At 60.5% G+C, this 12,772-nt stretch carries 17 protein-coding genes; 1 reads left to right on the forward strand and 16 read right to left on the reverse strand.

All coding sequences use genetic code 11. From position 1 onward, the window contains the following. Positions 1-35 precede the first annotated feature (35 nt). A complete protein-coding gene (gene uvrA / locus N5C91_RS12530; protein ID WP_081517084.1) occupies positions 36-2,870 on the forward strand; it encodes an excinuclease ABC subunit UvrA in 2,835 nt (944 codons plus the stop codon). Positions 2,871-3,069: 199 nt separating this feature from the next. On the opposite strand, the gene bfr is transcribed toward uvrA, so the two are convergent. The 16 genes from bfr to rpsN form a co-directional block, all read right to left on the reverse strand. After that, the gene (bfr, locus tag N5C91_RS12535) at positions 3,070-3,534 is read right to left on the reverse strand and encodes a bacterioferritin (RefSeq protein ID WP_236172371.1); all 465 of its coding nucleotides are present in this window, start codon (positions 3,532-3,534) and stop codon (positions 3,070-3,072) included. A 131-nt stretch (positions 3,535-3,665) separates the two neighbouring features. Then, positions 3,666-5,114, reverse strand: coding sequence for a catalase KatA (katA, locus tag N5C91_RS12540; protein ID WP_236172370.1), 1,449 nt, complete (start codon positions 5,112-5,114; stop codon positions 3,666-3,668). Positions 5,115-5,385: 271 nt separating this feature from the next. Then, the gene (rplQ, locus tag N5C91_RS12545) at positions 5,386-5,775 is read right to left on the reverse strand and encodes a 50S ribosomal protein L17 (protein ID WP_015475338.1); all 390 of its coding nucleotides are present in this window, start codon (positions 5,773-5,775) and stop codon (positions 5,386-5,388) included. A gap of 43 nt (positions 5,776-5,818) precedes the next feature. Then, positions 5,819-6,820, reverse strand: a complete 1,002-nt coding sequence (gene rpoA / locus N5C91_RS12550) for a DNA-directed RNA polymerase subunit alpha (protein WP_009617182.1) — start codon at positions 6,818-6,820, stop codon at positions 5,819-5,821. 22 nt (positions 6,821-6,842) lie between these two features. Next, positions 6,843-7,463, reverse strand: a complete 621-nt coding sequence (gene rpsD / locus N5C91_RS12555; protein WP_054906702.1) for a 30S ribosomal protein S4 — start codon at positions 7,461-7,463, stop codon at positions 6,843-6,845. 16 nt (positions 7,464-7,479) lie between these two features. Then, the gene (gene rpsK, locus N5C91_RS12560; protein ID WP_003093689.1) at positions 7,480-7,869 is read right to left on the reverse strand and encodes a 30S ribosomal protein S11; all 390 of its coding nucleotides are present in this window, start codon (positions 7,867-7,869) and stop codon (positions 7,480-7,482) included. An 18-nt stretch (positions 7,870-7,887) separates the two neighbouring features. After that, complete coding sequence (gene rpsM, locus N5C91_RS12565; protein WP_024767079.1) at positions 7,888-8,244, reverse strand: 30S ribosomal protein S13; 357 nt, start codon at positions 8,242-8,244, stop codon at positions 7,888-7,890. A 130-nt stretch (positions 8,245-8,374) separates the two neighbouring features. Further along, a complete protein-coding gene (gene rpmJ, locus N5C91_RS12570) occupies positions 8,375-8,491 on the reverse strand; it encodes a 50S ribosomal protein L36 (protein ID WP_014854209.1) in 117 nt (38 codons plus the stop codon). A 24-nt stretch (positions 8,492-8,515) separates the two neighbouring features. Next, positions 8,516-9,847, reverse strand: coding sequence for a preprotein translocase subunit SecY (gene secY / locus N5C91_RS12575; protein ID WP_017521895.1), 1,332 nt, complete (start codon positions 9,845-9,847; stop codon positions 8,516-8,518). Then, positions 9,848-10,282 (reverse strand): 50S ribosomal protein L15, encoded by a 435-nt coding sequence (rplO, locus tag N5C91_RS12580; protein WP_045215310.1) that lies wholly within the window; start codon positions 10,280-10,282, stop codon positions 9,848-9,850. Positions 10,283-10,285: 3 nt separating this feature from the next. Beyond that, positions 10,286-10,462, reverse strand: coding sequence for a 50S ribosomal protein L30 (gene rpmD, locus N5C91_RS12585; protein ID WP_009617174.1), 177 nt, complete (start codon positions 10,460-10,462; stop codon positions 10,286-10,288). 2 nt (positions 10,463-10,464) lie between these two features. Beyond that, positions 10,465-10,965 carry a 30S ribosomal protein S5 gene (rpsE, locus tag N5C91_RS12590; RefSeq protein ID WP_009617173.1) on the reverse strand — a complete coding sequence of 167 codons (501 nt, stop codon included), beginning with the start codon at positions 10,963-10,965 and terminating at the stop codon, positions 10,465-10,467. Positions 10,966-10,968: 3 nt separating this feature from the next. Next, a complete protein-coding gene (rplR, locus tag N5C91_RS12595; RefSeq protein ID WP_017521897.1) occupies positions 10,969-11,319 on the reverse strand; it encodes a 50S ribosomal protein L18 in 351 nt (116 codons plus the stop codon). A 10-nt stretch (positions 11,320-11,329) separates the two neighbouring features. Continuing rightward, positions 11,330-11,863 (reverse strand): 50S ribosomal protein L6, encoded by a 534-nt coding sequence (gene rplF / locus N5C91_RS12600; RefSeq protein WP_015475332.1) that lies wholly within the window; start codon positions 11,861-11,863, stop codon positions 11,330-11,332. Positions 11,864-11,874: 11 nt separating this feature from the next. Next, positions 11,875-12,267 (reverse strand): 30S ribosomal protein S8, encoded by a 393-nt coding sequence (rpsH, locus tag N5C91_RS12605; RefSeq protein ID WP_015475331.1) that lies wholly within the window; start codon positions 12,265-12,267, stop codon positions 11,875-11,877. 188 nt (positions 12,268-12,455) lie between these two features. Next, positions 12,456-12,761 carry a 30S ribosomal protein S14 gene (rpsN, locus tag N5C91_RS12610; RefSeq protein WP_024767384.1) on the reverse strand — a complete coding sequence of 102 codons (306 nt, stop codon included), beginning with the start codon at positions 12,759-12,761 and terminating at the stop codon, positions 12,456-12,458. Positions 12,762-12,772: the final 11 nt, after the last annotated feature.

Raw genomic sequence — 12,772 nt, forward strand, 5'->3', positions numbered from 1 at the left:
TAATCGATAGTTTTCGCCCGCCATGCGAGGCCGTAGTGGACAAGATCCTCATCCGTGGGGCACGTACCCACAACCTGAAGAACATCGACCTGACCCTGCCGCGCGACAAGCTGATCGTGATTACCGGGCTGTCCGGTTCCGGCAAATCTTCCCTGGCCTTTGACACGCTCTATGCCGAGGGCCAGCGCCGTTACGTGGAATCCCTGTCGGCCTACGCCCGGCAGTTCCTCTCGATGATGGAAAAGCCCGACGTCGACACCATCGAAGGCCTGTCGCCGGCGATCTCCATCGAGCAGAAATCCACCTCCCACAACCCGCGCTCCACCGTAGGCACCATCACCGAAATCTACGACTACCTGCGCCTGCTCTACGCCCGCGTCGGTATCCCGCGCTGCCCGGATCACGATATCCCGCTCGAGGCACAGACCGTCAGCCAGATGGTCGACCAGGTACTGGCGCTGCCCGAAGGCCGCAAGCTGATGCTGCTGGCCCCGGTGATCCGCGAGCGCAAGGGCGAGCACCTGGCAGTGTTCGAGGAGATGCGCGCCCAGGGCTTCGTCCGCGCTCGTGTCGACGGCAAGCTCTACGAGCTGGATGAAGTGCCCAAGCTGGACAAGAAGCTCAAGCACTCGATCGATATCGTGGTCGACCGCTTCAAGGTCCGTGGCGACTTGCAGCAGCGCCTCGCGGAGTCGTTCGAAACCGCGATCAACCTGGCCGACGGCATCGCCCTGGTTGCTCCGATGGACGACGAGGAAGGTGAGGAGATGATCTTCTCCGCCCGCTTCGCCTGCCCGATCTGCGGGCACTCCATCAGCGAGCTGGAACCCAAGCTGTTCTCCTTCAACAACCCGGCCGGCGCCTGCCCGACCTGCGACGGTCTGGGTGTGAAGCAATTCTTCGACGCGCGCCGGGTGGTCAATGGCGAGCTGACCCTGGCCGAAGGCGCGATCCGCGGCTGGGACCGGCGCAACGTCTATTACTTCCAGATGCTCGGCTCACTGGCCGGGCACTTCGGTTTCAGCCTGGAGGAGCCGTTCCAGGATCTCGACCCGGATCACCAGAAGTTCATCCTCAACGGCTCGGGCCGCGAGAACGTCGAATTCCGCTACCTCAACGACCGCGGCGACATCGTCAAGCGCGCGCACCCGTTCGAGGGCATCCTGCCGAACCTGGAACGCCGCTACCGCGAGACCGAGTCGGCCACCGTGCGCGAAGAACTGGCCAAGTTCCTCAGCACCCAGCCGTGCCCGGACTGCCACGGCACCCGCCTGCGCCGCGAGGCGCGGCATGTATGGGTGGGTGACAAGACGTTGCCGGCGATCACCTCGATGCCGGTGGGCACCGCCTGCGAATACGCCGAGAGCCTGACTCTGACCGGCCGTCGCGGCGAGATCGCCTCGAAGATCCTCAAGGAGATCCGCGAACGCCTGCAATTCCTGGTCAACGTCGGCCTCGACTACCTGACCCTGGACCGCAGCGCCGACACGCTGTCCGGCGGCGAAGCCCAGCGCATCCGCCTGGCCAGCCAGATCGGCGCCGGCCTGGTGGGCGTCATGTACATCCTCGACGAGCCCTCCATCGGCCTGCACCAGCGCGACAACGAGCGCCTGCTGGGCACCCTCACCCACCTGCGCAACCTGGGCAACACGGTGATCGTGGTCGAGCACGACGAGGACGCCATCCGTCTCGCCGACTATGTCGTGGACATCGGCCCCGGTGCCGGCGTGCACGGCGGCCAGATCGTCGCCGAGGGCACACCGCAGCAGGTCATGGACCATCCGGATTCGGTTACCGGCGCCTACCTCTCCGGCCGTACCAAGATCGTAGTGCCCGCCGAGCGCACCCCGCGCAACAAGAAACAATTGCTGAAACTCAAGGGCGCTCGCGGCAACAACCTGCAGAACGTCAACCTGGAAATCCCGGTCGGCCTGTTCACCTGCATCACCGGCGTCTCAGGCTCGGGCAAGTCGACGCTGATCAACAACACCCTGTTCCCGATCACCGCCACCGCACTCAACGGCGCCACCACGCTGGAAGTCGCGCCCTACGACTCGTTCGACGGCCTGCAGCACCTGGACAAGGTGGTGGACATCGACCAGAGCCCGATCGGCCGCACCCCGCGCTCCAACCCGGCGACCTACACCGGATTGTTCACGCCGATCCGCGAGCTGTTCGCCGGTGTGCCGGAAGCCCGCTCGCGCGGCTACGGCCCGGGGCGCTTCTCGTTCAACGTCAAGGGCGGCCGCTGCGAGGCCTGCCAGGGCGACGGCGTGATCAAGGTGGAGATGCACTTCCTGCCGGACATCTACGTCCCCTGCGACGTCTGCAAGGGCAAGCGCTACAACCGCGAAACCCTGGAGGTCCGCTACAAGGGCAAGAGCATCACCGAGGTGCTGGACATGACCATCGAGGACGCTCGCGCGTTCTTCGACGCCGTGCCAGCCATCGCCCGCAAGCTGCAGACGCTGATGGATGTCGGCCTGTCGTACATCAAGCTGGGGCAGAGCGCGACCACCCTGTCAGGTGGTGAGGCGCAGCGGGTGAAGCTGTCCCGCGAGCTGTCCAAGCGCGATACCGGCAAGACCCTGTACATCCTCGACGAGCCGACCACTGGCCTGCACTTCGCGGATATCCAGCAACTGCTCGACGTGCTGCACCGCCTGCGCGACCACGGTAATACCGTGGTGGTGATCGAGCACAACCTGGACGTGATCAAGACCGCCGACTGGCTGGTCGACCTCGGCCCAGAAGGCGGCTCCAAGGGCGGCCAGATCATCGCCACCGGCACGCCGGAACAGGTCGCGGAACTGGCGGTGTCGCACACCGGGCACTTCCTCAAACCATTGCTGGAGCGTGATCGAGCCTGATTCGCACCGGCATGAAAAAAGCCCCTGCTGCCAATCGGCGCAGGGGCTTTTTCTTGTGCACCTGTAGGAGCGAGCTTGCTCGCGAGTCGCTCAACGCTGGAGTTACCGGGTGACCCTGTTCGCGAGCAAGCTCGCTCCTACAAAAACAAAGCCCCCGAGGCGTTTGCTTCGAGGGCTTCTTTTGCTCTTCAGGCCCGGATCAGATCTGCGACTGCAGGTAATTCTCCAGCCCCATCTTGGCAATCAACCCGAGCTGCTGCTCCAGCCAGTAGGCGTGGTCTTCCTCGGTATCGGTCAGCTGCACGCGAAGGATGTCGCGGGAGACGAAGTCCTTGTGCTTCTCGCAAAGGGCGATGCCCTTGGCCAAGGCAGCGCGGACATGGCGCTCCAGCTTCAGATCGGCTTCCAGCATCTCCGGCACGGTCTTGCCCGGGTGGATGTCGTCCGGGCGCATGCGCGGAGTGCCTTCGAGTAACAGGATACGGCGCAGCAAGGCGTCGGCGTGCTGGGTTTCCTCTTCCATCTCGTGGTTAAGGCGCTCGTAGAGTTTGGTGAAACCCCAATCCTCGTACATGCGCGAGTGGATGAAGTACTGGTCGCGAGCGGCCAGCTCACCGGTCAGCAGCGTGTTGAGATAATCGATAACCTCGGCATGGCCTTGCATCAGCCTTCTCCCTGGGACGTGACAGCGAATTAAACGGCGCTATGGTCGCGACTGGCCATGACCGGGGTCAAGCGCGGATCGCACGCAAAAGAAAGCCGCCCTCATGGGGCGGCTCGCTTTGTCGCTTCAGGTTAGTCCAGCTTCAGACCCAGCGCCTTGGCAACGCCTGCGCCGTACGCCGGATCGATCTTGCAGAACAGCGCCAACTGCCGACGCTGGATAGCCTCCGGCACGTCCGCCATATCTCCGGCGATGTTCTCGTACAGGCGCTGCCGCTGTGCCTCGTCGAACAGGCGGAACAGCGCAGCCGGCTGGCTGTAGTAGTCATCGTCGACACGGTGGTTCCAGTGGTCCGCGCTGCCTTCCAGGGTCAGTGGCGGCTCGGAGTAATCCGGCTGCTCCTGCCACTGGCTGAAGCTGTTCGGCTCGTAGGTAACAGTCATGTCGCCATTGTTGCCGTCCACCCGCATGGCGCCGTCGCGGTGGTAGATCCGGGGGTTGTTGCGCGCAGCGTTCACCGGAATCTGGTGATGGTTCACGCCCAGGCGATAGCGGTGCGCATCGCCGTAGGAGAACAGACGGCCCTGAAGCATCTTGTCTGGCGAGAAGCCGATACCGGGAACAATGTTCGCCGGGCTGAAAGCCGACTGCTCAACCTCGGCAAAGTAGTTCGCCGGGTTGCGATTGAGCTCGAAGTAACCCACCTCGATCAGCGGGTAGTCGCCATGCGGCCAGACCTTGGTCAGGTCGAACGGGTTGTAGCGGTAGCTCGCCGCCTCCTTCTCAGGCATCACCTGCACGTACATCTTCCAGCGCGGGAAGTCGCCGCGTTCGATGGCGTCGTACAAGTCGCGCTGCGAGCTTTCGCGATCGGCCCCGACGAGCTTGGCGGCCTCCTCGTTGCTCAGATTCTCGATGCCCTGCTGAGTCTTGAAGTGGAATTTGACCCAGAAACGCTCGTTGCGGGCATTGATGAAGCTGAAGGTATGGCTGCCGAAGCCGTGAACGTGGCGGTAGCTGCGCGGCAGGCCGCGGTCGCTGAAGTCGATGGTCAGCTGGTGCAACGCTTCAGGCAGGTGCGAGAAAAAGTCCCACTTCAGCGTGGCGTTGCGCAGGTTGGTGCGCGGATCGCGCTTTACCACGTGGTTCAGGTCAGGGAACTTCAGTGGGTCGCGGAAATAGAAGACCGGGGTGTTGTTGCCGACCAGATCCCAGTTGCCTTCCTCGGTGTAGAACTTCATCGCGAACCCGCGGATATCACGCTCGGCGTCAGCCGCACCGCGCTCGCCAGCAACGGTGGAGAAACGCAGGAACAGCGGAGTCTGCTTACCGACTTCGGAGAACAGCTTGGCACGGCTGTAGCGGGTGATGTCATGGGTAACCGTGAAGGTGCCGTACGCAGCAGAACCCTTGGCGTGCATGCGGCGCTCCGGGATCACCTCGCGGTCGAAATGTGCCAGTTTCTCCAGGAACCAGACGTCCTGCAGCAGCATCGGACCACGCGGGCCGGCGGTCTGGACGTTCTGGTTATCGGCGACCGGCGCTCCAGCAGCGGTCGTCAGGCGGGTGTTGTCACTCATCGTTACTCTCCTCAACGGCGGGGTGCTGGAAGTCCGACACTTCACCGAGCGGTGAGTGCAACCCAACATCCCAATCGGACAATTAAGCGCCTCCATCGGCAATGCGGCTGTTGATCCAGCTCAGCAAGCAGTAGAAGTCGGCGTCGTTAAGGATCGGTGACAAGGCGATGGATCAGCCAATTTATTGATTCGAGCTGATCGATAGAGAGAAACTTTTCTACAGGCAATAAAAAACCGGGCACAGGGCCCGGTTTCTTATAAGGCGTGAGCCTTACTCTGCAGCTTCTACTGCTTGGCCGCCAACAGCGCGGTCAATCAGTTCGACGTATGCCATGGGGGCATTGTCGCCGGCGCGGAAGCCGCACTTCAGGATGCGCAGGTAGCCGCCCGGACGGTTGGCGTAGCGCTTGCCCAGTTCGTTGAACAGCTTGCCTACGGCTTCTTTCGAACGGGTACGGTCGAAAGCGAGACGGCGGTTGGCAACGCTATCCACTTTAGCCAGGGTGATCAGCGGCTCGGCAACGCGACGCAGTTCCTTGGCCTTGGGCAGGGTGGTTTTGATCAGTTCGTGTTCGAAGAGCGACACAGCCATGTTCTGGAACATAGCCTTGCGGTGCGCGCTGGTGCGGCTCAGGTGACGACCACTTTTACGATGGCGCATGGTTCAATTCCTTTCCAAACTTTACGTTCGGTAGCTACGACGATCAGGCAGTAGCCTTGTCGTCTTTCTTGAGACTTGCCGGCGGCCAGTTGTCGAGGCGCATACCGAGGGACAGACCGCGAGAGGCCAGAACATCCTTGATTTCGGTCAGGGACTTCTTACCCAGGTTCGGCGTTTTGAGCAGCTCTACTTCGGTGCGCTGAATCAGGTCACCGATGTAGTAGATGTTCTCTGCCTTCAGGCAGTTGGCCGAACGGACGGTCAGCTCAAGGTCATCGACCGGACGCAGCAGGATCGGATCGATCTCGTCTTCCTGCTCTTCAACGACGGGCTCGCTGTCGCCTTTGAGGTCCACGAACGCTGCCAGCTGCTGTTGCAGGATGGTAGCGGCGCGACGGATAGCCTCTTCAGGATCCAGGGTGCCGTTGGTTTCCAGATCAAGGACCAGCTTGTCCAGGTTGGTACGCTGTTCGACACGGGCGTTCTCGACCACGTAGGCAACACGACGTACGGGGCTGAACGAGGCATCGAGCTGAAGACGGCCGATGCTACGGCTTTCGTCTTCATCGCTCGAGCGGGCATCAGCCGGCTCGTAGCCACGGCCACGAGCGACTTTCAGCTTCATGTTCAGCGCGCCGTTATCGGCCAGGTGGGCGATAACATGGTCACCGTTGACGATCTCGACATCATGATCCAGCTGAATATCGGCAGCGGTCACCACACCCGAGCCCTTTTTCGCCAGGGTCAGCGTCACTTCGTCACGGCCGTGCAGCTTGATGGCCAGGCCTTTCAGGTTGAGCAGGATCTCGATGACATCTTCCTGCACACCTTCGATGGCGGAGTACTCGTGGAGTACACCGTCAATCTCGGCCTCGACTACCGCACAGCCAGGCATGGAGGACAACAGGATGCGACGCAGCGCGTTGCCCAGGGTATGGCCGAAACCACGCTCGAGAGGCTCGAGAGTGATCTTGGCGCGGGTTTGGCTGACCACCTGCACATCGATGTGGCGGGGGGTCAGGAACTCATTTACCGAACTCTGCATGGATGCACCTATTTTCTAGCCCTTACTTGGAGTAGAGCTCGACAATCAGGTTTTCGTTGATGTCGGCGGACAGATCGGCACGAGCCGGGACACTTTTGAAGGTGCCAGCTTTCTTGTCGGTGTCCACGTCGACCCACTCAACGCGACCGCGCTGGGCGCACAGGTCCAGAGCTTGGGCGATACGCAGCTGGTTCTTCGATTTCTCGCGAACAGCAACCACATCACCGGCTTTGACCTGGTAGGACGGTACGTTTACGGTCTGACCGTTGACGCTGATGGTCTTGTGGGACACCAGCTGACGGGATTCGGAACGAGTGGAACCGAAGCCCATACGGTAGACGACGTTGTCCAGACGGCACTCAAGCAGCTGCAGCAGGTTTTCACCTGTGGAGCCCTTGCGGCGGGACGCTTCCTGATAGTAGCCACGGAATTGACGTTCCAGAACGCCGTAGATGCGGCGAACTTTTTGTTTCTCGCGCAGCTGCAGACCGTAGTCGGACAGACGACCACGACGCTGGCCATGCTGGCCGGGAACTTGTTCTGCCTTGCACTTCGAGTCGAGGGCACGAACGCCGCTCTTCAGGAAGAGATCAGTGCCTTCGCGGCGGGACAGTTTGCACTTGGGACCAATGTAACGAGCCATTTCTCACTGTCTCCTATTACACGCGACGCTTTTTCGGCGGACGGCAGCCGTTATGCGGAATCGGGGTTACGTCGGTGATGCTGGCGATCTTGTAACCGCAGGCATTCAGCGCACGAACAGCCGACTCGCGACCCGGGCCCGGGCCCTTGACGTTGACGTCAAGGTTTTTCAGACCGTATTCCAGAGCAGCCTGGCCGGCACGCTCGGCCGCTACCTGGGCAGCGAACGGGGTGCTCTTACGCGAGCCACGGAAACCCGAACCACCGGAAGTGGCCCAGGACAGGGCGTTGCCCTGACGATCAGTGATGGTAACGATGGTGTTGTTGAAGGACGCGTGGATATGCGCGATCCCGTCAACCACCGTCTTTTTGACTTTCTTGCGAGGACGAGCAGCAGGTTTTGCCATGACTATATTCCTAAGCGATTACTTGCGGATCGGCTTACGCGGGCCCTTACGGGTGCGCGCGTTGGTCTTGGTACGCTGACCGCGAACCGGCAGACCGCGACGATGACGCAGACCGCGGTAGCAACCGAGGTCCATCAGACGCTTGATATTCATGTTGATTTCGCGACGCAGGTCACCTTCGGTGGTCAGTTTGGCCACTTCGGTACGCAGCGAATCGATCTGCTCTTCGCTCAGCTCTTTGATCTTTACAGCCGGGCTGATGCCGGTGGCTGCACAGATGCTCTGTGCGGTAGTGCGACCAACACCATAGATGTAGGTCAGCGAGATAACAGTGTGCTTGTTATCCGGAATGTTTACGCCTGCAATACGGGCCATTCAGAAAAACTCCAATTGACAGCTACCCGGCGCCCAGGGAGCCAAGAAAGGGCGCGGATATTAGCGCTGTAAAAACAAATAATCAACCCGGCAGCACACTAGCTGCCGGGCTATCACGCGTGAATCACACTCAGCCTTGGCGCTGCTTGTGACGCGGCTCCGCGCTGCAGATCACACGAACGACGCCTTCGCGACGGACGATCTTGCAGTTGCGGCACAGCTTCTTAACCGATGCACGAACTTTCATCAGTGACTCCTCGAACCTTACGGGTCAGCGCAGCAGACCGCTGCCATAGCCCTTCAGGTTGGCTTTCTTCATGAGGGATTCGTACTGGTGAGAAACGAGGTGCGATTGTACTTGGGCCATAAAGTCCATCACAACCACGACCACGATCAGCAACGAGGTCCCGCCAAGGTAGAACGGAACGTGGGCAGCTACGACCAGGAACTGGGGCAGCAGGCACACAGCCGTCATGTACAGGGCACCGAACATGGTCAAACGGGTCAGTACGCCATCAATGTAGCGCGCCGACTGTTCGCCCGGACGAATACCCGGAATAAATGCACCGGACTTCTTGAGGTTTTCCGCCACGTCCTTCGGGTTGAACATCAGCGCTGTATAGAAGAAGCAGAAGAAGACGATCCCTGCACTAAACAGCAGAATGTTCAGCGGCTGACCAGGAGCGATCGCTTGCGCGACGTCCTGCAGCCAACCCAGGCCTTCCGACTGACCGAACCAGGCACCCAGGGATGCCGGGAACAGCAGAATGCTGCTGGCGAAGATCGCGGGGATTACACCCGCCATGTTCACTTTCAGCGGCAAATGGCTGGTCTGGGCGGCAAACACCTTGCGACCTTGCTGGCGCTTGGCGTAATGCACGGCGATACGGCGCTGACCACGCTCGATGAACACCACGAACGCAATGATGGCCACGGCCAGCAGGCCGATGGCGATCAGGGCGAAGATGTTGATGTCACCTTGACGCGCGGACTCGAAGGACTGACCGATTGCTCGGGGCAGGCCTGCGACGATACCGGAGAAGATCAACATGGAGATGCCGTTGCCGACACCCCGCTCGGTGATCTGCTCACCCAGCCACATCATGAACAGTGCACCCGCCACGAAGGTGGTGACCGACACGAAGTAGAAGCCGAAGTCGTTGGAGAAGGCCACACCCTGGCTACCCAGACCAATGGACATGCCAATGGCCTGGACGAGTGCCAGAGCGAGAGTTGCGTAGCGGGTGTACTGGCTGATCTTGCGACGCCCAGACTCACCCTCTTTCTTCAACTGCTCCAGCTGCGGGCTGATAGCGGTCATGAGCTGCATGATGATCGATGCCGAGATGTACGGCATGATCCCCAGTGCAAAAATACTCATGCGCTCCAGCGCGCCGCCGGAAAACATGTTGAAGAGGCTAAGAATGGTCCCCTCGTTCTGCCGGAACAGTGCCGCCAAGCGATCGGGGTTGATGCCCGGGACTGGGATGTGCGCGCCGATCCGGTAGACGATGATCGCCAGGAACAGGAAACGCAGACGTGCCCAGAGCTCGGACAAACCACCACCGTTGCTCAGCGCAGAGAGAGCACCTTGCTTAGCCATTTAGTCCTCGATTTTGCCGCCAGCTGCTTCGATAGCCGCACGAGCGCCCTTGGTGGCGCCGATGCCTTTCAGGGTGACCGCGCGAGTAACGTCGCCCGACAGCATGACTTTCACACGCTGTACGTTCTGGTTAATCACGTTGGCATCCTTCAGGGACTGCACGGTAACGACATCACCCTCGACCTTGGCCAGTTCGGAAGTGCGCACTTCTGCGCGATCCATGGCTTTCAGCGAGTTGAAGCCGAACTTCGGCAGACGACGGTGCAGCGGTTGCTGACCACCCTCGAAGCCCGGAGCGATGGAGCCACCGGAGCGGGAGGTTTGACCTTTGTGACCACGGCCACCGGTCTTGCCCAGACCGCTACCGATGCCACGGCCCGGACGGTGCTTTTCGCGACGGGCACCCGGCGCGGAACGCAGATCGTTCAGTTGCATGGATTAACCCTCCACACGCAGCAGGTAGTAGGCCTTGTTAATCATGCCGCGGTTTTCAGGAGTGTCCTGAACTTCGACGGTGTGATTAATGCGACGCAGGCCGAGGCCTTTGACGCAAGCCTTGTGATTGGCCAGACGGCCGTTCAGGCTCTTGATCAGGGTAACTTTGACAGTTGCCATGGTTAGAGAATCTCCTCGACGCTCTTGCCACGCTTGGCCGCTACCGACTCAGGAGACTGCATGTTCTTCAGGCCCTTGAAGGTTGCGTAGACCACGTTCACCGGATTGGTGGAGCCGTAGCACTTCGCCAGAACGTTCTGCACACCGGCCACTTCCAGGACAGCACGCATGGCGCCGCCGGCGATGATGCCGGTACCTTCGGAAGCCGGCTGCATGTACACCTTGGAGGCGCCATGGGCGGACTTGGTCGGGTACTGCAGGGTGGTGCCGTTCAGATCAACCTGGATCATGTTGCGGCGAGCAGCTTCCATTGCCTTCTGGATAGCGGCCGGCACTTCACGCGCCTTGCCACGACCGAAGCCAACACGGCCCTTGCCATCGCCAACCACGGTCAGCGCGGTGAAGGCGAAGATACGGCCACCTTTTACGGTTTTGGCGACGCGGTTCACTTGAACCAGCTTCTCGATGTAGCCTTCGTCGCGCTTTTGATCGTTGTTTGCCATAACTTAGAACTCCAGACCGCCTTCACGAGCGGCATCAGCCAGGGCCTTGATACGACCGTGGTACTTGAAGCCAGAACGGTCGAACGCCACCTGAGTGACGCCGGCAGCCTTGGCGCGTTCCGCGACCAGTTGACCAACTTTCTTGGCTGCGTCGACGTTGCCGGTGGCAGCTTCGCGCAGTTCTTTGTCCAGGGTCGAGGCGCTGGCCAGGACCTTGCCGCCGTCGGCTGCAATAACCTGGGCGTAGATGTGCTGGGAGGAGCGGTACACGCAGAGGCGTACGGCTTCCAGTTCGCGCATCTTCAGGCGAGCCTTGCGAGCGCGGCGCAGACGGGTTTCTTTCTTGACGCTCATTTGCTATGCCCTACTTCTTCTTGGCTTCTTTACGAAGGACGACTTCGTCGGCGTAACGCACGCCCTTGCCTTTGTACGGCTCCGGCGGACGGAAGTCGCGGATTTCCGCGGCAACCTGGCCAACCAGCTGCTTGTCGATACCCTTGATCAGGATGTCGGTCTGGCTGGGGGTTTCCGCGACGATGCCGGCAGGCAGTTCGTAATCAACCGGGTGGGAGAAGCCGAGAGCCAGGGACAGCACTTGGCCTTTGGCCTGCGCTTTGTAACCAACACCAACCAGCTGGAGCTTGCGCTCGAAGCCTTGGCTGACGCCGATCACCATATTGTTGACCAGAGCGCGAGTGGTACCGGCCATGGCACGGGTCTGCTGGTCGCCGTTACGCGCAGCGAAACGCAGCTCACCGTTGTCCTGAATGACTTCGACGGACGGATGTACTTTCAGCTCCAGAGCGCCTTTGGCACCCTTGATCGAAAGTTCCTGACCAGCCAGCTTGATTTCAACGCCGGCAGGCAGAATGACGGGGTTCTTAGCAACGCGAGACATGCTGATTCCCCTTAGAACACAGTGCAGAGCACTTCGCCACCAACGCCAGCGGCACGGGCAGCACGGTCAGTCATCACACCTTTGTTGGTGGAGACGATCGAAACGCCCAGGCCGCCGCGAACTTTCGGCAGCTGGTCTACGGATTTGTACTGGCGCAGGCCAGGACGGCTGATTCGCTTCACTTCCTCGATGACAGGCTTGCCTTCGAAGTACTTCAGCTCGATCGACAGCAGAGGCTTGGCCTCGGCGGTGACTTGGAAATCCGCAATGTAACCTTCGTCCTTGAGGACTTTGGCGACTGCCGCTTTCAGCTTGGAAGACGGCATGCTCACGACGGTCTTCTCAGCCATCTGGGCATTACGGATGCGAGTTAGCATGTCTGCTAACGGGTCCTGCATACTCATGGGCTTAATGCTCCTGATACAAAAGATAAGCCTTCAACTACAAAACTCGCCCTCAAAACGCCGGGCGATCTAAACCCGGGCTCGGGGGAGCCGGGTATTCTAGAGATCGCTCAAAAACGAATCAAGCCCCACGAGGGGGCTTGCTTCGCAAAGCGATCAACGGAGCTGTTGCCAGCTCCGTCTAGCACTTACCAGCTGGCTTTCACCAGGCCCGGTACGTCACCGCGCATTGCTGCTTCACGCAGCTTGTTACGGCTCAGGCCGAACTTGCGGTAGTAACCGTGCGGACGACCGGTCAGACGGCAACGGTTACGCAGGCGGCTGGCGCTCGCGTCACGCGGTTGCTTCTGCAGGGCGACCTGGGCATTCCAACGATCTTCCGCAGTGGTGCTCGGATTAACGATGATCGCTTTCAGCTCGGCACGCTTTTTGGCGTACTTGGCTACCGTGCGCTGACGCTTCAGCTCACGGTTCTTCATGCTCTCTTTAGCCATGGTCCTACTCC

Source organism: Pseudomonas sp. GD03903 (assembly GCF_029840045.1).
Classification (GTDB): domain Bacteria; phylum Pseudomonadota; class Gammaproteobacteria; order Pseudomonadales; family Pseudomonadaceae; genus Pseudomonas; species Pseudomonas pseudonitroreducens.